Raw genomic sequence first — 20,649 nt, 5'->3', positions numbered from 1 at the left:
ATTCTTATTCGGCTGATTGCACTGCAGTGATCATTTTCACCACATCAACTGTTTCAGCTACGTCATGGACACGCAATATACGCGCGCCCTTGTGCGTTGCCAGCGCCGCCAGGGCAAGACCGCCATACAGGCGCTCACCGACAGGGCGACTCAACGCTTGACCGATCATGCTCTTTCGCGACACCCCAACCAACAACGGGCACCCCAAGGCATGCAAGGCTTCCATGTGCTTGAACAAGCTTAGATTGTGCTGCAGATTTTTTGCGAACCCAAAACCTGGATCAAGAATGATCCGCTCAGCTGGAATCCCCACCGTCGCACATTGAGCCATGCGCTCGCCCAGAAACTCGCCCACCTCTTGGGTGACATCCTGGTAGTGCGGGTTGTCCTGCATGTCACCCGGCTCACCGAGCATATGCATCAGGCAAACGGGCAAGCCGGTCGCCGCCGCCGCATCCAGGGCACCCTCGCGGCGCAAGGAACGCACGTCATTGATCAGGCCGGCACCCAGCCGCGCCGATTCGCGCATGACCGCGGGCGTGGAGGTATCGACCGAGATGATTACATCCAGCTCACGGTTAATCATTTCGACGATTGGCGCCACGCGCTCGAGCTCTTCGAGCGGTGAAACCGCCCTGGCCCCCGGGCGAGTGGACTCGCCGCCGACATCGATCAAGGTGGCGCCCGCCGCGACCATGGCTTGCGCATGGCGCAACGCCGCATCGAGCTGGCTGAATTTGCCACCATCGGAGAACGAATCGGGAGTGACATTGAGAATGCCCATGACATGCGTCTGGGACAAATCAAGAACCCGGTTGCCGCAAGGCAACCGGGTCGAGGACTGAACAAAAGTCATTTCAAACCTTAAACGTCAGCAGCGGGACCGCCGATAGGTGTTTCCGGACGCTCGCCCTGCACCGCCGGAGGCGTACCGGAGGTACCCGTGCCACCCGACCAGTCGCGAGGCTCGCGAGGTGTGCGCCCCGCCATGATGTCGTCGATCTGCTCGGCATCGATGGTTTCATACTTCATCAGGGCATCGGCCATGGCGTCGAGCTTGTCACGGTTGTCCGTGAGGATCTGCTTGGCGGTGCCGTAGCACTGGTCGATGATACTGCGCACTTCCGAGTCGATCAGCTTGGCTGTCTCACCGGAGAAACTTGCATTCTGGCCACCGCCGCCGCGACCGAGGAACACTTCGCCTTCCTCTTCAGCGTACATCAGCGGACCGAGTTTTTCGGAAAGCCCCCACTTGGTCACCATGTTCCGTGCAATCTGGCTGGCACGCATGATGTCGTTGGACGCACCGGTGGTGACGCCATCGAAGCCCAGGGTCATTTCTTCAGCAATACGGCCACCGTACAGCGAGCAGATCTGGCTGATCAGCGCACGCTTGGACAGGCTGTAGCGATCTTCTTCCGGCAGGAACATGGTCACGCCCAGCGCACGACCGCGCGGAATGATCGAGACCTTGTAAACCGGGTCATGCTCAGGCACGACGCGACCCACAATGGCGTGGCCAGCTTCGTGATAAGCGGTGTTCTGCTTTTCTTTCTCGGACATGACCATGGATTTGCGCTCGGCGCCCATCATGATCTTGTCCTTGGCCAGTTCGAACTCTTTCATTTCGACGATGCGCTTGCCGGCACGGGCAGCGAACAACGACGCCTCGTTGACCAGGTTGGCCAGGTCGGCACCGGAGAAACCCGGGGTACCACGCGCGATCACTGCCGGAGCGACGTCGTCGCCCATTGGCACCTTGCGCATGTGAACCTTGAGAATCTGTTCGCGACCACGGATATCCGGCAGACCGACCACGACCTGACGGTCGAAACGACCCGGACGCAGCAGCGCAGGGTCCAACACGTCAGGACGGTTGGTCGCGGCAATCACGATGATGCCGTCGTTCATTTCGAAGCCGTCCATCTCCACCAGCAACTGGTTGAGTGTCTGCTCGCGTTCGTCGTGACCACCGCCCATGCCGGCACCACGGTGGCGACCGACGGCGTCGATTTCATCGATGAAGATGATGCACGGAGCATGTTTCTTGGCTTGTTCGAACATGTCGCGAACACGGCTGGCACCGACACCGACGAACATCTCGACGAAATCGGAACCGGAAATGGTGAAGAAAGGTACCTTGGCCTCGCCGGCAATCGCCTTGGCCAGCAAGGTCTTACCGGTACCCGGAGGACCGACCATCAACACGCCGCGAGGAATGCGGCCGCCCAGACGCTGGAACTTGCCCGGGTCACGCAGGAACTCGACCAGCTCACCGACTTCTTCCTTGGCTTCGTCGCAACCGGCAACGTCTGCCAGGGTGGTTTTCACCTGGTCTTCGGAGAGCAGGCGCGCCTTGCTCTTGCCAAAGCTCATCGGCCCGCCCTTGCCACCGGCGCCGCCCTGCATCTGGCGCATGAAGAACATGAACACGGCGATGATCACCAGGATCGGGAAGCTCGCGACCAGGAGCTGGGTCCAGATGCTTTGCTGTTCAGGCTGCTTGCCTTCGACCACCACGTGGTTATCCACCAGGTCGCCGATCAGGCCGTTGTCCTGGATTGCCGGACGAATGGTCTTGAAGCTGTCGCCATCGTTGCGCTTGCCGGTAATCACGTAGCCATCAACCGCCACGCGCTCGACCTTGCCATCCTTGACCTGCTGGATGAAGTCGGAATAGTTGAGGGTCTGCGGCTCGTTAGGGCTGGAGAAGTTGTTCATCACTGTCACCAGGACTGCCGCGATGATCAACCACAGGATCAGATTCTTTGCCATATCGTTCAATTAACTACCCTCTGAAGCAAGCGCCGCTGTTGGCGCGCGCTTCGCATGATATTCACCGGCCTAACTTACTACATTACCTACAACTCTGGCAGGCGCCGTCTGTAACCCTTTGTGAAACACTTCCTACACAATATTCGTTATTTCCCACAGGGCGAAATACGAAATTCCTATTGCCCTGCAAAAAAACCGCGCTTTATTCACTCCGGCCGCGGTAGCCCCAGGCCAGCATGTATTGCTCACGGGAACTGCCTCGGGAAGAGTCCGGCTTGATCATCTGGACCTTGTCGAATTTCTGACGAGCGTCCTTCACGTAAGCGTCAAACCCTTCACCCTGGAAAACCTTGATCACGAAATTACCACCCGGCTTGAGTATCCGAGCCGCCAGATCAAGCGCCAGCTCGCAAAGAAACATGGCTTTGGGCATATCTACGGCAGGCGTACCACTCATATTGGGGGCCATATCGGAAATCACAAGGTCCACCGGCGAATTACCGACGGCGTCCAGGATCTGAGCGAGCACTTCGTCCTGGGTGAAATCCCCCTGGATGAAAGTCACGTCCGGAATGCTGTCCATTTCCAGGATATCCGAGGCGATCAGGCGCCCCTGACCACCGATCAGCCGGCTGGTGACCTGCGACCAGCCACCAGGCGCCGCGCCCAGGTCAACAACGGTCATGCCCGGACGGATCAGCTTGTATTTCTCCTGGACCTCCAGAAGCTTGTAACTCGCACGCGAGCGGTAGCCATCCTTCTGCGCCTGCTTCACATAGGGGTCATTGACATGTCTTTTCAGCCAACCAAGGCTTGTCTTGGAACGCGCCATTGGGCACCTCGATGATAAGGGTCGTGATTAGTTGGGCGGATCCACGAACCCTCGGGTAAAATGGCCGCCATTTTACAGAATCCAGACGAAAGGGTCAGATTATGCCGCTCACTCAAGAGCAGAAGAAACAGTACAAATCCATTGGCCACCATCTGAAACCAGTTTTGATTGTGGCTGACAACGGTTTGACTGAAGGTGTGTTAGCCGAATTTGAACGCGCATTGGCGGATCACGAGCTGATCAAGATCAAGCTCAATATCCTCGATCGCGAATCGCGCCTGGCATCCATTGCCGAGCTGTGCAAGGTTGGCAAAGCGGATCTGGTACAGGTCATCGGCAAGATGGCACTGATTTACCGCAAGAACTTCAGCGTCAACAAGCAGCTGTCGAACGTCCATCGCTTCAAGTGATGACAAGGGTCAAGGGTGTGCTTCGCGCACCCTGCCACTCCATCCGGGCACCGGCTGCATAATCAGCACCAGCCCCGAGAACCCCAAGACCAGATAGCTGAACACCTGCCAGCGCTGCGCATCCGGCCAGCCGATAGGCACGGCCACAAACATCGCACAGGCGCACAACGCGACCAGCAGCACCTGCCCACGAAAATCCCGCCATAGACTGGCAAGGCCATTAGCCTGTACCAGCACCAAAGCCTGAAAGATCACGCACACGGCGGCAAACCCCACCACCACAGTCTCGAACATGCCGGCGATCTCATCGATCAGCAACGGTGCCAGGCCAATTCGACCCAACACCGGCTGCAAACCGAGATGCACCAGCCACAGACCGCCGACCCACAACATCTGGGCCAGTTGCCAGAGCATGGCGCCCGCATTCAGCGGGCGCCTTGCTTCAGATGTGACGGACTTCGACAATCTCGTACTCGATAACGCCACCAGGCGTTTTGACGACGACCACATCACCCTCTTCCTTGCCGATCAAGGCTCGAGCCAAGGGTGAACCGACCGAAATCTTGCCGAGTTTGAAGTCAGCCTCATCCTCACCCACGATGTGGTAAGTGACGCTCTCATCAGTCTCGACGTTGGCGATTTCGACGGTGGTGCCGAAGATAACCTTGCCAGTGTGAGGAATGGTCGTGACGTCAATGATGACCTGATTCTGAATCCGGCCTTCGATGTCACGAATCCGCGCCTCGACCATACCCTGCTGCTCGCGAGCGGCGTGGTATTCGGCGTTTTCCTTCAAGTCACCCAACTCACGGGCCGTACCGATGTCCTGGCTGAGCTTTGGACGGACGACTTTGGTCAGGTGAGCGTGCTCTTCCTCCAGGGCGCGAGCGCCCTGAACGGTCATCGGGTACTTCGTTATGCTCATGCCTTCAATCCTGCGTGTAGATCCTGCAAGCGGCGTACGGTCTTCTCGGGACCGAACTTCAGCGCTTCGCAGATCGCTTCGCCAGCAGCAATGGTGGTGGTGCAGTAAATCTTGTGCTGCAGGGCATTGCGACGAATGGAATAGGAGTCAGCGATCGACTGACGGCCTTCGGTGGTGTTGATGATCAAGGTGACTTCGTCATTCTTGATCATGTCGACTACGTGCGGACGCCCTTCGGTCACCTTGTTCACGCGGCGCACTTTCAGGCCTGCGGCTTCGATCAGCTTGGCAGTACCGGCAGTGGCAACCACTTCAAAGCCCAAGTTGATCAGATCACGGGCCACGCCTGCAACCAGTGGCTTGTCGTCATCGCGCACGCTGATGAATGCAGTACCGCCGGTCGGCAGCACTTCGCTGGCACCCATCTGGGCCTTGGCGAATGCTTCACCGAAGGTGTCGCCCACGCCCATCACTTCGCCGGTCGACTTCATTTCCGGGCCGAGGATCGGGTCGACGCCAGGGAATTTGGCGAACGGGAACACCGCTTCTTTCACGCTGTAGAAGTTCGGGATAATTTCCTTGGTGAAACCCAGCTCCTGCAGGGTTTTACCGGCCATCACGCGTGCTGCGATCATCGCCAGGGAAACGCCGATGCACTTGGACACGAACGGTACGGTACGCGAAGCGCGCGGGTTGACTTCGATGACGTAGATGTCTTCGCCTTGCAGTGCCAACTGAACGTTCATCAGGCCGACCACGCCCAGTTCCAGGGCCATTTTCTTGACCTGTTCGCGCATTTCGTCCTGGATGTGCGCCGGCAGCGAGTACGGCGGCAGCGAGCATGCGGAGTCACCGGAGTGAACGCCGGCCTGCTCGATGTGCTGCATGATCGCGCCGATCACTACGTCCTTGCCGTCGCAGACCGCGTCCACGTCCATTTCGATGGCGCAGTTGAGGAAGTGGTCCAGCAGCACCGGGCTGTCGTTGGACACTTGAACCGCTTCACGCAGGTAGCGCTTGAGTTCTTCTTCTTCGTAGACGATTTCCATCGCACGACCGCCCAGTACATAGGACGGGCGCACCACCAGCGGATAACCGATCTTGCTGGCTGCACGAATCGCTTCGTCTTCGCTGCGTACGGTGGCGTTTGGCGGCTGACGCAGGTTCAGGCGCTGGACCATTTGCTGGAAGCGCTCGCGGTCTTCGGCACGGTCGATGGCGTCAGGGCTGGTGCCGATGATCGGCACGCCAGCAGCTTCCAGGGCACGGGCCAGTTTCAGCGGGGTCTGGCCGCCGTACTGGACGATCACGCCTTTTGGCTTCTCGACGCGGACGATTTCCAGCACGTCTTCCAGGGTCACTGGCTCGAAGTACAGGCGATCGGAGGTGTCGTAGTCGGTGGAAACGGTTTCCGGGTTGCAGTTGACCATGATGGTCTCGTAACCGTCATCGCGCAGGGCCAGTGCCGCGTGTACGCAGCAGTAGTCGAACTCGATGCCCTGGCCGATACGGTTAGGACCGCCACCCAGGATCATGATCTTGTCGCGGCCCGACGGCGCGGCTTCGCACTCTTCTTCGTACGTGGAGTACAGGTACGCGGTATCGGTGGCGAACTCGGCGGCGCAGGTGTCGACGCGCTTGTAGACCGGGAAGATTTCCAGCTTGTGGCGGTGGGCACGCAGGCTCTTCTCGGTCACACCCAGCAGCTTGGCCAGGCGCATGTCGGAGAAGCCCTTGCGCTTGAGGCGGAACATCAGGTCACGGTCGATGCTGGTCAGACCCAGGGTCTTGACCTTCTCTTCGTCCTTGATCAGGTCTTCCATCTGCACCAGGAACCAAGGATCGATCATGGTCATGCCGAAGATGTCTTCAACGCTCATGCCAGCGCGCATGGCGTCCGCCACGTACCAGATTCGCTCGGCGCCCGGCACGGTCAGTTCGCGCTTGAGGATGCTCATGCTTTCCGGGTTGCGCAGGTCAACCTTCTCGTCCAGACCGCAAACACCGACTTCCAGGCCGCGCAGGGCTTTCTGCAGGGATTCCTGGAAGGTGCGGCCGATGGCCATGACTTCACCCACCGACTTCATCTGAGTGGTCAGGCGCGCATCAGCCTTGGAGAACTTCTCGAAGGCGAAACGTGGCAGCTTGGTCACGACGTAGTCGATGGACGGCTCGAAGGACGCCGGGGTCTTGCCGCCGGTGATGTCGTTCGACAATTCGTCCAGGGTGTAGCCCACAGCCAGCTTGGCCGCGACCTTGGCGATCGGGAAGCCGGTGGCTTTCGAAGCCAGTGCCGAGGAACGGGATACACGCGGGTTCATCTCGATCACGACCATGCGGCCGGTGTTCGGGCAGATACCGAACTGAACGTTCGAACCGCCGGTTTCCACGCCGATCTCACGCAGTACCGCCAAGGAGGCGTTACGCAGGATCTGGTATTCCTTGTCGGTCAGGGTCTGTGCCGGCGCCACGGTGATCGAGTCACCGGTGTGCACGCCCATCGGGTCGAAGTTTTCGATGGAGCAGACGATGATGCAGTTGTCCTTTTTGTCGCGGACAACTTCCATTTCATATTCTTTCCAACCGATCAGCGATTCGTCGATCAGCAGCTCTTTGGTCGGAGACAGGTCCAGGCCGCGGGCGCAGATTTCTTCGAACTCTTCACGGTTGTACGCGATACCGCCACCGGTGCCGCCCATGGTGAAGGACGGACGGATGATGCACGGGAAGCCCAGCTTCTCGAGGACCGCATTGGCCTCTTCCATGCTGTGGGCGATGCCGGAACGCGGGCACGCCAGGCCGATGGATTTCATCGCCTTGTCGAAACGCGAACGGTCTTCAGCCTTGTCGATGGTGTCGGCGTTGGCACCGATCATTTCTACGCCGAACTTCTCCAGGACGCCTTCGCGCTCCAGGTCCAGGGCGCAGTTCAGGGCGGTCTGGCCGCCCATGGTCGGCAGCAGCGCGTCCGGACGCTCTTTCTCGATGATCTTGGCAACGGTCTGCCACTTGATCGGCTCGATGTAGGTGGCGTCGGCCATGGCCGGGTCGGTCATGATGGTGGCCGGGTTGGAGTTCACCAGGATGACGCGGTAGCCCTCTTCGCGCAGGGCTTTGCAGGCCTGGGCGCCGGAGTAGTCGAATTCGCAGGCCTGGCCGATCACGATCGGGCCAGCGCCGAGAATCAGGATGCTTTTAATGTCTGTACGTTTTGGCATGGGTTTGTCACTCAAATCCGCAGGTCAGTCGGCAAGCCGTCTTGTTCAATCTGTGAAGACTTGAAGGGGTCGCCGATATCGGGACCACCCTCAAGCTTTGCAACATCAGGGCGAGCGATCAGCGTCGCTTGGCCATCTCGTTGATGAAGCGATCGAACAGAGGTGCTACGTCGTTCGGGCCAGGGCTGGCTTCAGGGTGACCCTGGAAGCTGAAGGCGCTCTTGTCGGTACGCTCGATACCTTGCAGGGTGCCGTCGAACAGCGATTTGTGAATCGCGCGAACGTTGGCAGGCAGGGTTGCTTCGTCTACCGCAAAACCATGGTTCTGGCTGGTGATCATCACCACGCCGCTGTCCAGATCCTGGACCGGGTGGTTGGCACCGTGGTGGCCGTGACCCATTTTCAGGGTCTTGGCGCCGGAGGCCAGGGCCAGCAGCTGGTGACCGAGGCAGATACCGAACACCGGGATGTCGGTTTCCAGCACGTCCTTGATCGCCTGGATCGCGTAGTCGCAAGGCTCGGGATCGCCAGGGCCGTTGGACAGGAACACGCCGTCCGGCTTCAGGGCCAGCGCTTCGGCGGCTGGGGTTTGTGCAGGCACCACGGTCACGCGGCAACCGCGCTCGACCAGCATGCGCAGGATGTTCACCTTGACGCCGTAGTCGTAGGCCACCACGTGGTACGGCAGTTCGGAGGCTTCGATGGTCGCGTGGCTGTCGGTCTTCAGATCCCAGACAGTCGAACGCCACTCGTACTTCTCTTTGGTACTGACGACTTTCGCCAGGTCCATGCCCTTGAGGCCAGGGAAGCCCTGGGCGGCGGCGATGGCGGCTTCTTCGGAAATGTTGTCACCGGCCATGATGCAGCCGTTCTGCGCACCTTTTTCACGCAGGATGCGCGTCAGGCGGCGGGTGTCGATACCGGCGATGGCCACAACGTTGTTGGCCTTCAGGTAGTCCGACAGGGACATCGTATTACGCCAGTTGCTCGCCACCAGCGGCAGGTCACGGATGACCAGGCCAGCAGACCAGACGCGGTTGGACTCGGCGTCTTCCGGCGTGGTGCCGGTATTGCCGATGTGCGGGTAAGTCAGGGTAACGATCTGTTGGGCGTAGGAAGGATCGGTAAGGATTTCCTGATAGCCGGTCATTGCGGTGTTGAACACCACCTCACCAACGGTTTGACCGTCGGCTCCAATGGCTTCGCCGCGAAAAATGCTGCCATCAGCAAGGGCGAGTATGGCTGGCTTAGTCAAGAAGACCTCCCGTAAATAAAGCCTGAAAGGGCGATCGCAGGTTGTAAAAAAGCGGAGTGACGTATGGACACGTCACCCCGCTTCTTCACTGAATTATTCTGCGCGCTTTTAGTGGACACACTAAAGCTGTAGCTTACAGAAAAAGGCATTTTTGGTCTACCGCCAATGAGCCTTAAAGGCTGGAGAATGCGACAGGTCGTCGCTTGGCGGGGTAAAACCGGGCTCAAACGCTGTGCGCGAGCCCGATTTCGGGTGCATCTTAACGCAGGTCGAGCACGTCTTGCATGTCATAAAGACCCGCTTCACGCCCGTCGAGCCACAAAGCAGCGCGCACCGCGCCCTTGGCGAAGGTCATGCGGCTGGAGGCCTTGTGAGTGATCTCGACACGCTCACCGTCGGCGGCGAACAACACAGTGTGATCACCCACGATGTCGCCAGCGCGCACCGTGGCAAAACCGATGGTCTCGCGCTCGCGAGCACCGGTCTGGCCCTCACGTCCATAAACCGCGACTTTCTTCAGGTCGCGACCCAGGGCATCGGCAATCACCTCACCCATGCGCACGGCCGTACCTGACGGCGCATCGACTTTATGCCGATGGTGAGCTTCGGTGATCTCGATATCGACATCATCACCCAGCACCCGGGCAGCGGTATCGAGCAGCTTCAGGCAAAGGTTTACACCGACGCTGAAATTGGCCGCGAAGACGATCGGAATATCCTTTCCCGCTTCTGCCAGCAACTGCTTCTCTTCAACACTGAAGCCGGTTGTGCCAATGATCATCGCCTTGTTGTGCTTGCGGCAGAAGGCGAGGTTTTTCAGGGTCACCGTCGGATGGGTGAAGTCGATCAGCACGTCGAACTCATCGACCACGCGATCCAGGTCACCCGACAGCGGCACGCCGATGCGACCGATAGCCGCCAGCTCGCCGGCGTCCGCGCCGACCAGCGTACTGTCAGGACGATCCACTGCTGCCGTCAGGCCGGCACCCGGTGCCTGCTGCACAGCCTCGATCAGGGTCTTGCCCATGCGCCCGGCGGCGCCCATCACAGCTATACGTCGCATGCCTGTCTCCTTACAAATCGCCGAAGAAGCGCTTCACGCCTTCGAACCAGCCCGTGGTTTTCGGGGAATGACTGTTGTCGTCCGCCAGGGAGCTGCGGAACTCTTCGAGCAGTTCACGCTGGCGACGGCTCAGGTTGACCGGCGTCTCGACTGCCACACGGCACATCAAGTCACCCGCACCGCCGCCACGCACAGGCGCAACGCCCTTGCCACGCACGCGGAACTGCTTGCCGGTCTGAGTCCCCTCAGGGATTTTCAGCTTGACCCGACCATCGAGGGTAGGAATCTCCAGCTCGCCACCCAGCGCCGCATCGACGAAGCTGATGGGCACTTCACAGAACAGATGCTTGCCGTCACGCTGGAAAATCGAGTGCTCGCGCACGTTGATCACCACGTACAGATCGCCGGTTGGCCCGCCCTGGGCACCCGCCTCGCCCTCGCCCGACAGGCGAATGCGGTCACCGGTATCGACACCGGCCGGCACTTTGACCGACAGGGTCTTGTACTCTTCGACACGACCTTCGCCATGGCAGGAATCGCAAGGATCGGAAATGATCTTGCCCTGGCCGTGGCAACGCGGACAGGTTTGCTGCACCGAGAAGAACCCTTGCTGCATGCGTACCTGGCCGATACCGCCGCAAGTCGGGCAGGTCACCGGCGAAGAGCCTTTCTTGGCCCCCGAGCCGTCGCACGGCTTGCAGTTGACCAGTGTCGGAACGCGGATATTCACGCTGGTGCCACGCACCGCTTCTTCCAGGTTCAGCTCCAGGGTATAACGCAGGTCGCTGCCTCGCTGGGCACCACCGCGGGAACCACCGCGACCGCCACCGAAGAAGTCGCTGAAGACATCACCAAAGATGTCCGAGAAGTTCTGGCCACCGAAACCGGCGCCGCCGCCACCCATGCTCGGGTCGACACCGGCATGACCGTACTGGTCATAGGCCGCACGCTTGCTGGAATCGGAGAGCACTTCGTAGGCCTCGTTGGCCTCCTTGAACATCTCTTCCGATGCCTTGTCATCAGGATTACGGTCCGGGTGGTGCTTCATCGCCAGGCGACGGTAGGCCTTCTTCAGGTCCGACTCGCTTGAACCTCGCTCAACACCCAATACTTCGTAATAGTCACGCTTTGCCATAAGTCTCTGCACTCTTGAGGACGTTCGACAAACCTCTCCTGAGCCTCGTCAAACTCGTTGAGCCCCAATACAGGCCCGGACCCAACTCACGTCAATTCAACGATCCTGGTCTTTGTTTCGATGTGGCACTTGCGGTTCGGAAAGCAGGAGCATTCCCGGCCATGCCTGCAACATCCGACCGCAGTCGCATGCTGTAAAAATTCGCGTATTCCAGACACGCCAACGCGGGAGCAAGCTCCCGCGCGGCGACATCCTACCAGTCACCGCCGCAAGGCAGTCAACCGGGCGACCAACAACTTACTTGTGGTCTTTTACTTCTTCGAACTCAGCGTCGACAACGTCGTCAGCCTTTTGCGCCTTGTCGTCGTGCGGTGCCGCGCCTTCAGCAGGCTGAGCCTGTTCGGCGTACATCTTCTGCGCCACTGGAGCGGAGACTTTCGACAGCTCTTCAACCTTGGCTTCGATAGCAGCCTTGTCGTCGCCTTTTACAGCGGCTTCCAGGGCAACCACGGCAGCTTCGATCGCAGTCTTCTCTTCAGCGCTTACCTTGTCGCCAGCGTCAGCGACCATTTTGCGCGTCGAGTGAACCAGTGCGTCACCCTGGTTACGGGCAGCGGCCAGCTCTTCGAACTTGCGGTCTTCCTCGGCATTGGCCTCGGCGTCACGCACCATGCGCTCGATCTCTTCATCGGACAGGCCGGAGTTGGCCTTGATCACGATCGACTGAGTCTTGCCGGTGGCCTTGTCCTTGGCGCCTACGTGCAGGATGCCGTTGGCGTCGATGTCGAAGGTCACTTCGATTTGTGGCACGCCACGTGGTGCTGGTGGAATCTCGGCCAGGTCGAACTTGCCCAGGGACTTGTTCTGTGCAGCCTGCTTACGCTCACCTTGCAGCACGTGAATGGTCACGGCGCCCTGGTTGTCGTCGGCGGTCGAAAACACTTGCGATTTCTTGGTAGGAATCGTGGTGTTTTTCTCGATCAGCGCAGTCATCACGCCACCCATGGTTTCGATACCCAGGGTCAGCGGGCTGACGTCCAGCAGCAGAACGTCTTTCACGTCACCGGCCAGTACCGCACCCTGGATGGCAGCACCCATGGCGACAGCTTCGTCCGGGTTCACGTCTTTACGTGCTTCTTTACCGAAGAACTCGGTCACCAGCTTCTGAACCAGTGGCATACGGGTCTGACCGCCGACCAGGATCACGTCGTTGATCGCGCCAACGTCGATACCGGAGTCTTTCAGCGCAATGCGGCAAGGCTCGATGGTGCGTTGAACCAGGTCTTCAACCAGCGCTTCCAGCTTGGCGCGGGAGATCTTCACGTTCAGGTGCTTAGGACCGGTAGCGTCTGCAGTGATGTACGGCAGGTTGACGTCGGTCGACTGAGCGGAAGACAGCTCGATCTTGGCTTTTTCAGCGGCTTCTTTCAGGCGCTGCATCGCCAGCGGATCACCCTTGAGGTTCATGCCGCTTTCTTTCTTGAATTCGTCGACGAGGTAGTCGATCAGACGAATGTCGAAGTCCTCACCACCCAGGAAGGTGTCGCCGTTGGTGGCCAACACTTCGAACTGGTGCTCGCCATCGACTTCAGCGATCTCGATCACGGAAACGTCGAAAGTACCGCCACCCAGGTCATAAACGATCACGGTGTGATCGCCCTTGGCCTTGTCCATACCGTAAGCCAGAGCAGCCGCGGTTGGTTCGTTGATGATACGTTTTACGTCCAGGCCCGCGATGCGGCCGGCGTCCTTGGTCGCCTGACGCTGGCTGTCGTTGAAGTAGGCCGGAACGGTGATCACCGCTTCGGTCACTGGCTCGCCGAGGTAGTCTTCGGCGGTCTTCTTCATTTTCTTGAGGATTTCAGCCGAGATTTGTGGCGGCGCCATCTTCTGGCCGTTCACTTCAACCCAGGCGTCACCGTTGTCAGCCTTGGCGATCTTGTACGGAACCATCTTGATGTCTTTCTGCACGACTTCTTCGTCGAACTTGCGACCGATCAGACGCTTCACGGCGTACAGGGTGTTATGCGGGTTGGTCACAGCCTGACGCTTGGCGGACTGGCCGACCAGGATTTCGCCATCGTTGGCGTAAGCGATGATCGACGGCGTGGTACGCGCGCCTTCGGCGTTTTCAATAACTTTGGCTACGCCGTTTTCAAGCACGGAGACGCAGGAGTTGGTGGTCCCCAGGTCGATACCGATAATTTTGCCCATGTTCACTCTCCCGAAACTTTTGGATTTGGTTGCCGCAGCAGTGGTGGCTAACTGCGGTAGCACTTAAACGCTTGACTTCTAAATGGGGGCCTTGCGGCTAATTTCAAGCCTGCTCGTCAATAGAAGGCGAAACTGGCGCCGGAGCCTTGCTGACCACGACCATCGCCGGGCGCAGCAGGCGACCGTTAAGCTGGTAGCCCTTCTGGAACACCTTGAGCACGCTGTTTGGCTCGAGGTCAGCGCTTTCCTGCATGGCCATTGCCTGATGAAGAACGGCGTTGAACGGCTCGCCATGCGGATCGATCGCTTCCAGCTGATAACGCTTCAGGGTGTCCTGGAACATTTTCAGGGTCAGCTCGATGCCTTCACGCATCGGACGAATGCTTTCGTCATCCGGGCTGGACAACTCCAGGCCACGCTCCAGGCTGTCGATGATCGGCAGCAGGTCGCCGGCGAATTTTTCCAGCGCGAACTTGTGAGCTTTTTCCACATCCTGCTCGGCGCGACGGCGGACGTTCTGCAGATCGGCGGCCACACGCAAAGCCTGATCCTGCGCACCTGCCAGTTGCTCTTCGAGCACTTGTACACGAGCCGCCAGGTCATCACCCGAAGCCTGGGAAGCCTGATCGGCGTCTAGATTTTGCGTATCCACTGTCTGTTCGTCAGCCATAGAATTCTCCTTTCAATATCGTCCGCGAGCCTGACTCGCGCTTCTGTCCAGCTATATGGGGCCGCAAAATCCAGCTTCAAGGGGCTGATCAAACATTAACCCTACAAAAAACAGCTGCATTGTCATTCCTCTGCGCACTAAGGATTTCGTCGGATCAAGCAAATCGAGCTAACGAGGGGCATTGTCAGTCGCAAATAAAACACTGTATAAATAACCAGACCTAAAGCCTGGGAGCGGCCTTCATGCTGGTGCACCTGTCCGTACATAACTACGCCATCGTTGAACACCTCGATCTTGAACTCGATCGAGGCATGAGCGTGATCACAGGGGAAACTGGCGCCGGCAAGTCGATCATGCTCGACGCCCTGGGCCTGACCCTCGGCGATCGTGCCGACAGCGGCGTGGTCCGCCCCGGCGCAGACAAAGCCGACATCCTGGCAACCTTTGACCTGGCCGACATCCCGGAAGCCAGCGCCTGGCTCGCCGAACGCGACCTCGAGAACGACGGCCCGTGCATCCTGCGCCGAGTCATTACCGCCGAAGGACGCTCGCGCGGCTACATCAACGGCACCCCCTGCCCGCTGGGCGACCTCAAGGCCCTGGGCGAACTGCTGATCGACATCCATAGCCAGCATGAACACCAGTCCCTGCTCAAGACCGATACCCATCGCCGCCTGCTCGACGAATATGCCGGCGCCACGGACCTTGCCCGCCAGGTGCACCTGGCCGCCCAGCGTTGGCGCCAGACTCACCAGGAGCTTGAGCGACTGTCCAACTCCGGCGACGAGCAGCGCGCTCGCCATCAGTTGCTCAGCTACCAGCTTGAAGAGCTTGAAAACCTTGGCCTCGGCGACAACGAGCTGGAGCAACTGGAACAGGAACACAAGAACCTGACCAACGCAGAAACCTTGCTGGGTATCTGCCGGCAAGTGGTCGAACAATGTAGCGAGAGTGATTCGGGCAATGTCCTGAACGCCCTGACTGCAAGCCTTAATCGCCTGTCGAGCGTGAACAACTCGATTGGCGCGCTGGGCGAAGCCAGCAGCTTGCTGACCAGCGCACAGATCCAGGTTGAAGAAGCCGTGGGTGAGCTGAACCGCTTCCTGGATAACTTCGACGCAGACCCGGCGCGCCTTCAATACCTGGAAGAACGCCTCGATGCGATCTACACCATGGCCCGCAAGCACCGCATCCAGCCGAACGAGGTCGCAGAGATGCAGCAGCGGTTACTGGATGAAATCGAAACCCTGAACGCCAACGATGAATCCATCGAACGACTGAGTGATGAGCTGGCGTCTTATGCCCGTCATTATCAAGAGAAAGCTCGAGAGTTGAGCGACCTGCGCCACCAAGCCTCCAGCAGCCTGGCCAGCGCGGTGGAGCAGGAGATCCAGCGCCTGGGCATGCCCGGAGGGCGCTTTGCCATTGAGCTGCGACCGAACAACAGCAATGAATTGCTTCCGAACGGACTCGAACAGGTGGAACTGTTGGTTAGCGCCAACCCGGGGCAGCCCTTAAAAGCCCTGGCGAGGGTGGCATCGGGTGGCGAACTGTCGCGCATCAGCCTGGCGATCCAGGTGATCACCGCGCAAACGTCCCGGGTCCCGACCTTGGTGTTCGACGAAGTGGACGTCGGCATTGGCGGACCAACTGCGGAAATCGTCGGCCAACTGCTGCGCAGGCTCGGTGAACGCGGGCAGGTCCTGACGGTCACGCACCTGCCCCAAGTGGCCGCACAAGGGCATCAGCACCTGTTCGTGCACAAGGTCCGGGGCGAAGATGCCACTCGCACGGCCGTCTCCAAATTAAGCAAGAACGATCGTGTAGAAGAAGTGGCGCGAATGCTGGGTGGGATCGATCTCACCAAGGAATCCCTGGCTCACGCCAAGAAAATGGTCGTCACTGCAAAAATCTAAAACGAACCCTGTAGGAGCTGCCGAAGGCTGCGATCTTTTGACTTTGTCCATACAAACGCAAAGATCAAAGATCGCAGCCTTCGGCAGCTCCTAAAGAACCCTTTGCAAACCGCACAAGCGGCAGAAAGCACGAAGGCGACCCTTAGGTCGCCTCCGTTCGTTTCGCGAACCCTGGGTTCGCGCGACATGCTTACTTTTTCTTGCGCACGTACAACACAAGATTGTGATCAACCATCTCGAAACCGTACTTGTCGACGATGGCTTTCTGCAGGCGCTCGATTTCTTCGTCGAAGAATTCGATCACTTCGCTGGTTTCGACGTTGACCATATGGTCGTGATGCTTGCCGTCGTCCAGTTCGAAGACCGCATGGCCTCCGTCGAAGTTGTGCCGCACCACAAGTCCAGCCGCCTCGAACTGGGTCAGTACACGGTAAACCGTGGCCAGACCGACGTCCTCGCCAGCCTCCATCAATGCCTTATAGACATCCTCGGCACTCATGTGGCGCTGCTCGGCCGAGTCGAGCATTTGCAGAATCTTGACCCGTGGCAGGGTCACTTTGAGGCCGGCTTTGCGTAGTTCGCTATTTTCAACCATGGTCAGCTTTCTCGCGATGCTGCTTCGCAGCTTCTCTTAATGCGGGTATGATCGGCGTTTACGTTGTCCCAGCCAAGATAGTGGAAGTCGCCCACCGATGCAAAACACCAAGCTCTTGCTAACCAGTTTCACCTTTGTGGGACTGCTCGCACTCGCCGGTTGTTCATTCCCCGGGGTTTACAAAATCGACATCCAGCAGGGCAATGTCGTCACGCAGGACATGATAGACCAGTTACGCCCGGGAATGACCCGTAAGCAAGTAAGGTTTATCATGGGCAACCCCCTGCTGACCGATACGTTCCATGCCGATCGCTGGGATTATCTGTATAGCCTGCAACCGGGTGGTGGCGAACGCCAACAGGAACGCATTAGCGTTATCTTCAATTCAAATGACCAGCTTGTCAGCCTCTCTGGCGACTTCATGCCTGGCGTGAGCCGCGACGAAGCCATTCTGGGCAAGGACACTGGCACCACCGTGACTGCGCCGGCAGAGCAGGTCGAGCAGCCGAAACCGGAAAAACCGGTCAAGCCTGGCTCGTTGCTCGATCAGATCCAGAAGGAAGTGGACGGTGTCGAAACCGTGCCAGTCCCGACTCCAGAACCTCTGGAAACCTCGCCGCAATAATTTGCGACATAAAAAAACCCGGCATGTCCGGGTTTTTTTACGCCTGGCATTTACCCGACTTACTGATTCCGGGCCTTGGCCTCGGCAGCCTTCGCCGCACGCAGGCGACGCACTTCCTTTGGGTCCGCCAGCAACGGCCGGTAGATCTCGATGCGATCACCTGATTGAACCAGACGACTGTCGGGATCGGCAATCACCTTGCCGAAGATCCCCACCGGACACTGCGACAGGTCCAGATCAGGAAAAGCCTGACGTATGCCGGACTTGAACAACGCGGCGCGAACGGTGGTTCCTGCCGGCACGCTCACCGGCAAGAGCAGCTGACGATCAACGGCGGCATAGACCACCTCGATCTCTATCATCGCCTCAACCATGCATTTGCTTGGCGCGCTGGCAGAACGCGTCCACCAGGGTATTCGCTGCCTGATTGAACAACGGCCCCAGGGTGGCGCGAATAATCGGCCCTGCATAATCAAACGACAGGTCCAGGCTGATCTTGCAGGCCTTCTCACCCAACGGCTTGAACACCCACACGCCATGCAACTGGGTGAACGGCCCCTCCTCGAGGTTCATCTCGATCGACTGGCCGGGCACCAGGGTGTTGCGCGTCACGAAATGCTGGCTGAGCCCGCCCTTGGCCACGCCAACGCTCGCGCGCATATGATCGGCAGAGCTTTCCAGCACTTCAGCTGAAGAGCACCAGGGCAGGAATTCCGGATAACGCGCCACGTCGTTGACCAGGTCATACAGCGCTTGCGCGGGGTACGGCAGCAACGCCGAACGTGAAATGTGTGTCGTCATGTCAGCGTCACTTCCAGAGCTGGGCGGCAAACACTATGAGAATGCCGATTGGCGCCACATAGCGCATCAAGAACAAGGACAGGGCAAACAACATCGGGTTTCGCATCGACAGCTCGTCACGCACTGCTTCACGCCCCATTACCCAGCCTGCAAATACCACGAAACACAATCCACCGAGCGGCAGCATGATCCGTGAGGTGAAAAAATCGATCACGCCAAAGAAGTCCAGGCCACCCGCCGCACCCCATTGATAGAGGTGAAACAGCCCGTCTTCGTTCACGAAAAACTTGGCTTGCTTCCAGATATTGAAGGAAAACACGGTACCCAGGCCGACAAACCAGCAGCTGAAGGCCAGCCAGAAGGTGACCCAGGTTCGACTGATTTTCGAGCGCTCCACCAGGTAAGCCACCATGGGTTCGAGCAAGGATATGGCCGAACTCCAGGCTGCAATCGCGACCAGCACGAAGAACACTACGCCCATCAACTGGCCAAACGCTACGTTGCCAAAGGCAAATGGCAGGCTGACAAACATCAGGCCAGGGCCTTCGCTCGGGTTCAACCCTCCGGCAAATACAATCGGAAACAGCGCCAGGCCAGCCACCAGGGACACAAAGGTATCCAGCAGCGCAACGCCAACGATGGTCCCGGAGATCGACGAATGCTTGGGCATGTAGGCGCCGTAGATCATGATCGAACCGACACCGACGCTCAGGGAAAAGAAAGCGTGCCCCATGGCCGGCAGCAAGCCGTCGAGGACTTTTTCCGGGTGGAAGTCGAACATGAAATGCACGCCTTCCATGAAATGCCCGGTGGTCATGCTGTAGCCCAGCAACACAAGGATCATCACGAACAGCAACGGCATCATGATCCGCAGACTGCGTTCAAGCCCCGCGACCACGCCTTTTGCGATCACCACCGCAGACAGCAGCATAAAAATCGTGTGCCAAAGTGTCAGGCGCCAGGGATCGGCAATCACATTGCCAAAGTACGCCCCCACCTGATCAGGAGTCGCGCCCTGGAAGTCGCCACGGCCCATATCGATGATGTAATCCAGCGACCAGCCGCCGACGACACTGTAGAAAGACAGGATCAACAATGCCGTGATCATTCCGGCAAAAGCACCCCACGACCACTTTGTCGAATGCCCCGCTTCCAGCGCCAGCACCTTCAAGGCATTGGCCGGACTCTGCCGGGCACGCCGGCCAATCAGGGTTTCGGCGAGCATGACCGGCACACCGATCAAGGCGATACAGGCCAGGAACATCAGCACGAAGGCGCCGCCGCCGTAGACGCCAACCATGTAGGGGAATTTCCAGATACTACCCAGGCCCACGGCCGAACCGGTCGCGGCGAGTATGAAAACCCAACGGCTAGCCCAACTGCCGTGGACAGAAACCTTGTCTGTCGACATCTATATTACGACCAAGCGTTCAAAAAAGAGGCCGCATTGTCCGGGATTCAATCAACCTGCTCAAGCATGTAGCAATCCCGTAGCCGACTCGCGTGCAACTCCCTATAATGCCGCCCCTATGGCTAAACAGAAGAAACACCCAACAGGGACCATCGCGCAAAATAAAAAGGCGCGACACGATTACTTCATCGAACATCGGTTCGAGGCTGGTCTGGTCCTGGCCGGCTGGGAAGTAAAAAGTCTGCGGGCAAGCAAGTTGCAACTGGTTGACAGTTACGTACTGCTCAAGGATGGCGAAGCCTGGCTGCTGGGCAGTCATATCACGCCCCTGACGACCGCCAGCACCCACGTCATCGCCGATCCGGTGCGCACGCGAAAATTGCTGCTCAACCGGCGGGAGCTGGAAAAGCTCGCCGCTGCCGTGCAGCAAAAAGGCTACGCCTGCGTGTGCCTGTCCTGGTACTGGAGCAAGCACATGGTCAAGTGCGAAATTGCTCTGGGCAAGGGCAAGAAGGAATACGACAAACGTGATACCGAGCGCGAACGCGACGCCGGACGCGAATTGCAGCGCGCGGTGCGCAACAAGGGCAAGGAAGATTAATTCCTTGCACTGATCGTTCCCACGCTCTGTGGACTGCACCCCAAAGGTTGGACACAACCGATGGGGTGTTTCATGAGGAAGTACACAGTTCAAGTGAAGCTGTTGGCGGTGCAGGATTACTGTTCCGGTAATGCGGGTCTTAGAGATGTTGCGGATCGGCACGATGTTGATTTTTCTTCGTTGCGCCAGTGGATCGCGGCCTA

General features: G+C 58.7%; 20 protein-coding genes. 5 read left to right on the top strand and 15 right to left on the bottom strand.

Annotated elements, in window-relative coordinates; genetic code table 11:
• Nucleotides 1-4 precede the first annotated feature (4 nt).
• From folP to rlmE, 3 genes are all read right to left on the bottom strand, one after another.
• Complete coding sequence (gene folP / locus CGA21_RS12030; protein ID WP_188264259.1) at nucleotides 5-856, bottom strand: dihydropteroate synthase; 852 nt, start codon at nucleotides 854-856, stop codon at nucleotides 5-7.
• An 8-nt stretch (nucleotides 857-864) separates the two neighbouring features.
• Entirely contained in the window at nucleotides 865-2,775 is a 1,911-nt protein-coding gene (gene ftsH / locus CGA21_RS12025; RefSeq protein ID WP_046820620.1) for an ATP-dependent zinc metalloprotease FtsH, read from the bottom strand.
• 202 nt (nucleotides 2,776-2,977) lie between these two features.
• On the bottom strand, nucleotides 2,978-3,607 hold the full coding sequence (gene rlmE, locus CGA21_RS12020; protein WP_008057410.1) for a 23S rRNA (uridine(2552)-2'-O)-methyltransferase RlmE: 630 nt from the start codon (nucleotides 3,605-3,607) through the stop codon (nucleotides 2,978-2,980).
• A gap of 101 nt (nucleotides 3,608-3,708) precedes the next feature.
• On the opposite strand from rlmE, the gene CGA21_RS12015 reads away from it, so the two are divergent.
• Nucleotides 3,709-4,017: a YhbY family RNA-binding protein gene (locus CGA21_RS12015; protein ID WP_020796529.1), complete on the top strand. Its 309-nt coding sequence runs from the start codon at nucleotides 3,709-3,711 to the stop codon at nucleotides 4,015-4,017.
• 9 nt (nucleotides 4,018-4,026) lie between these two features.
• Here the strand turns inward: CGA21_RS12015 and CGA21_RS12010 are convergent, their stop codons facing one another.
• The 8 genes from CGA21_RS12010 to grpE all read right to left on the bottom strand — a co-directional run bounded on the left by CGA21_RS12010 (nucleotide 4,027) and on the right by grpE (nucleotide 14,497).
• The gene (locus CGA21_RS12010; protein ID WP_110746736.1) at nucleotides 4,027-4,431 is read right to left on the bottom strand and encodes an MFS transporter; all 405 of its coding nucleotides are present in this window, start codon (nucleotides 4,429-4,431) and stop codon (nucleotides 4,027-4,029) included.
• Nucleotides 4,432-4,459: 28 nt separating this feature from the next.
• Nucleotides 4,460-4,936 carry a transcription elongation factor GreA gene (greA, locus tag CGA21_RS12005; RefSeq protein ID WP_032831479.1) on the bottom strand — a complete coding sequence of 159 codons (477 nt, stop codon included), beginning with the start codon at nucleotides 4,934-4,936 and terminating at the stop codon, nucleotides 4,460-4,462.
• 2 nt (nucleotides 4,937-4,938) lie between these two features.
• Nucleotides 4,939-8,160, bottom strand: coding sequence for a carbamoyl-phosphate synthase large subunit (carB, locus tag CGA21_RS12000; protein WP_020796527.1), 3,222 nt, complete (start codon nucleotides 8,158-8,160; stop codon nucleotides 4,939-4,941).
• A 118-nt stretch (nucleotides 8,161-8,278) separates the two neighbouring features.
• Nucleotides 8,279-9,415 (bottom strand): glutamine-hydrolyzing carbamoyl-phosphate synthase small subunit, encoded by a 1,137-nt coding sequence (carA, locus tag CGA21_RS11995; RefSeq protein WP_020796526.1) that lies wholly within the window; start codon nucleotides 9,413-9,415, stop codon nucleotides 8,279-8,281.
• Nucleotides 9,416-9,674: 259 nt separating this feature from the next.
• Nucleotides 9,675-10,478: a 4-hydroxy-tetrahydrodipicolinate reductase gene (gene dapB, locus CGA21_RS11990; RefSeq protein ID WP_008057399.1), complete on the bottom strand. Its 804-nt coding sequence runs from the start codon at nucleotides 10,476-10,478 to the stop codon at nucleotides 9,675-9,677.
• A 10-nt stretch (nucleotides 10,479-10,488) separates the two neighbouring features.
• On the bottom strand, nucleotides 10,489-11,613 hold the full coding sequence (gene dnaJ, locus CGA21_RS11985; protein WP_046820627.1) for a molecular chaperone DnaJ: 1,125 nt from the start codon (nucleotides 11,611-11,613) through the stop codon (nucleotides 10,489-10,491).
• 297 nt (nucleotides 11,614-11,910) lie between these two features.
• Nucleotides 11,911-13,827, bottom strand: a complete 1,917-nt coding sequence (gene dnaK / locus CGA21_RS11980) for a molecular chaperone DnaK (protein ID WP_020796524.1) — start codon at nucleotides 13,825-13,827, stop codon at nucleotides 11,911-11,913.
• A 103-nt stretch (nucleotides 13,828-13,930) separates the two neighbouring features.
• Complete coding sequence (grpE, locus tag CGA21_RS11975; protein ID WP_020796523.1) at nucleotides 13,931-14,497, bottom strand: nucleotide exchange factor GrpE; 567 nt, start codon at nucleotides 14,495-14,497, stop codon at nucleotides 13,931-13,933.
• A 242-nt stretch (nucleotides 14,498-14,739) separates the two neighbouring features.
• Here grpE and recN point away from each other — a divergent pair, with 242 nt between their 5' ends.
• Nucleotides 14,740-16,413, top strand: a complete 1,674-nt coding sequence (recN, locus tag CGA21_RS11970; RefSeq protein ID WP_188264258.1) for a DNA repair protein RecN — start codon at nucleotides 14,740-14,742, stop codon at nucleotides 16,411-16,413.
• A 190-nt stretch (nucleotides 16,414-16,603) separates the two neighbouring features.
• Here recN and fur read toward each other — a convergent pair whose 3' ends face one another.
• Nucleotides 16,604-17,008, bottom strand: a complete 405-nt coding sequence (gene fur, locus CGA21_RS11965) for a ferric iron uptake transcriptional regulator (protein WP_003197684.1) — start codon at nucleotides 17,006-17,008, stop codon at nucleotides 16,604-16,606.
• A 97-nt stretch (nucleotides 17,009-17,105) separates the two neighbouring features.
• On the opposite strand from fur, the gene CGA21_RS11960 reads away from it, so the two are divergent.
• Nucleotides 17,106-17,633, top strand: coding sequence for an outer membrane protein assembly factor BamE (locus CGA21_RS11960; protein WP_110746734.1), 528 nt, complete (start codon nucleotides 17,106-17,108; stop codon nucleotides 17,631-17,633).
• Nucleotides 17,634-17,692: 59 nt separating this feature from the next.
• Here the strand turns inward: CGA21_RS11960 and CGA21_RS11955 are convergent, their stop codons facing one another.
• From CGA21_RS11955 to CGA21_RS11945, 3 genes are read right to left on the bottom strand one after another with little or no spacing between them, the layout of a single operon-like run.
• Nucleotides 17,693-18,007 carry an RnfH family protein gene (locus CGA21_RS11955; protein WP_110746732.1) on the bottom strand — a complete coding sequence of 105 codons (315 nt, stop codon included), beginning with the start codon at nucleotides 18,005-18,007 and terminating at the stop codon, nucleotides 17,693-17,695.
• Nucleotides 18,000-18,434: a type II toxin-antitoxin system RatA family toxin gene (locus tag CGA21_RS11950; protein ID WP_020796518.1), complete on the bottom strand. Its 435-nt coding sequence runs from the start codon at nucleotides 18,432-18,434 to the stop codon at nucleotides 18,000-18,002. Before CGA21_RS11950 ends, CGA21_RS11955 begins: the two co-directional genes overlap by 8 nt.
• Before the next feature lie 7 nt (nucleotides 18,435-18,441).
• Nucleotides 18,442-19,845 carry a sodium-dependent transporter gene (locus CGA21_RS11945; RefSeq protein ID WP_110746730.1) on the bottom strand — a complete coding sequence of 468 codons (1,404 nt, stop codon included), beginning with the start codon at nucleotides 19,843-19,845 and terminating at the stop codon, nucleotides 18,442-18,444.
• Between the two features lie 118 nt (nucleotides 19,846-19,963).
• Between CGA21_RS11945 and smpB the strand changes: the two genes are divergently transcribed.
• Together smpB and CGA21_RS11935 are read left to right on the top strand one after the other, a co-directional pair.
• Entirely contained in the window at nucleotides 19,964-20,446 is a 483-nt protein-coding gene (gene smpB, locus CGA21_RS11940; RefSeq protein WP_008057382.1) for an SsrA-binding protein SmpB, read from the top strand.
• Nucleotides 20,447-20,518: 72 nt separating this feature from the next.
• On the top strand, nucleotides 20,519-20,649 hold a 131-nt coding region (locus tag CGA21_RS11935), incomplete at its 3' end, for a transposase (RefSeq protein WP_188264257.1).

This window comes from Pseudomonas sp. PSB11, from assembly GCF_014596605.1.
Lineage (GTDB): Bacteria > Pseudomonadota > Gammaproteobacteria > Pseudomonadales > Pseudomonadaceae > Aquipseudomonas > Aquipseudomonas umsongensis.
This window is presented reverse-complemented; position numbering and strand designations above follow the sequence as displayed.

Coding starts and splice junctions, on each gene's coding strand:
- folP (WP_188264259.1), bottom strand. CDS start 856: ATGACTTTTGTTCAGTCCTCGACCCGGTTGCCTTGCGGCAACCGGGTT.
- ftsH (WP_046820620.1), bottom strand. CDS start 2,775: ATGGCAAAGAATCTGATCCTGTGGTTGATCATCGCGGCAGTCCTGGTG.
- rlmE (WP_008057410.1), bottom strand. CDS start 3,607: ATGGCGCGTTCCAAGACAAGCCTTGGTTGGCTGAAAAGACATGTCAAT.
- CGA21_RS12015 (WP_020796529.1), top strand. CDS start 3,709: ATGCCGCTCACTCAAGAGCAGAAGAAACAGTACAAATCCATTGGCCAC.
- CGA21_RS12010 (WP_110746736.1), bottom strand. CDS start 4,431: ATGCTCTGGCAACTGGCCCAGATGTTGTGGGTCGGCGGTCTGTGGCTG.
- carB (WP_020796527.1), bottom strand. CDS start 8,160: ATGCCAAAACGTACAGACATTAAAAGCATCCTGATTCTCGGCGCTGGC.
- dapB (WP_008057399.1), bottom strand. CDS start 10,478: ATGCGACGTATAGCTGTGATGGGCGCCGCCGGGCGCATGGGCAAGACC.
- dnaJ (WP_046820627.1), bottom strand. CDS start 11,613: ATGGCAAAGCGTGACTATTACGAAGTATTGGGTGTTGAGCGAGGTTCA.
- dnaK (WP_020796524.1), bottom strand. CDS start 13,827: ATGGGCAAAATTATCGGTATCGACCTGGGGACCACCAACTCCTGCGTC.
- grpE (WP_020796523.1), bottom strand. CDS start 14,497: ATGGCTGACGAACAGACAGTGGATACGCAAAATCTAGACGCCGATCAG.
- recN (WP_188264258.1), top strand. CDS start 14,740: ATGCTGGTGCACCTGTCCGTACATAACTACGCCATCGTTGAACACCTC.
- fur (WP_003197684.1), bottom strand. CDS start 17,008: ATGGTTGAAAATAGCGAACTACGCAAAGCCGGCCTCAAAGTGACCCTG.
- CGA21_RS11960 (WP_110746734.1), top strand. CDS start 17,106: ATGCAAAACACCAAGCTCTTGCTAACCAGTTTCACCTTTGTGGGACTG.
- CGA21_RS11955 (WP_110746732.1), bottom strand. CDS start 18,007: ATGGTTGAGGCGATGATAGAGATCGAGGTGGTCTATGCCGCCGTTGAT.
- CGA21_RS11950 (WP_020796518.1), bottom strand. CDS start 18,434: ATGACGACACACATTTCACGTTCGGCGTTGCTGCCGTACCCCGCGCAA.
- CGA21_RS11945 (WP_110746730.1), bottom strand. CDS start 19,845: ATGTCGACAGACAAGGTTTCTGTCCACGGCAGTTGGGCTAGCCGTTGG.
- smpB (WP_008057382.1), top strand. CDS start 19,964: ATGGCTAAACAGAAGAAACACCCAACAGGGACCATCGCGCAAAATAAA.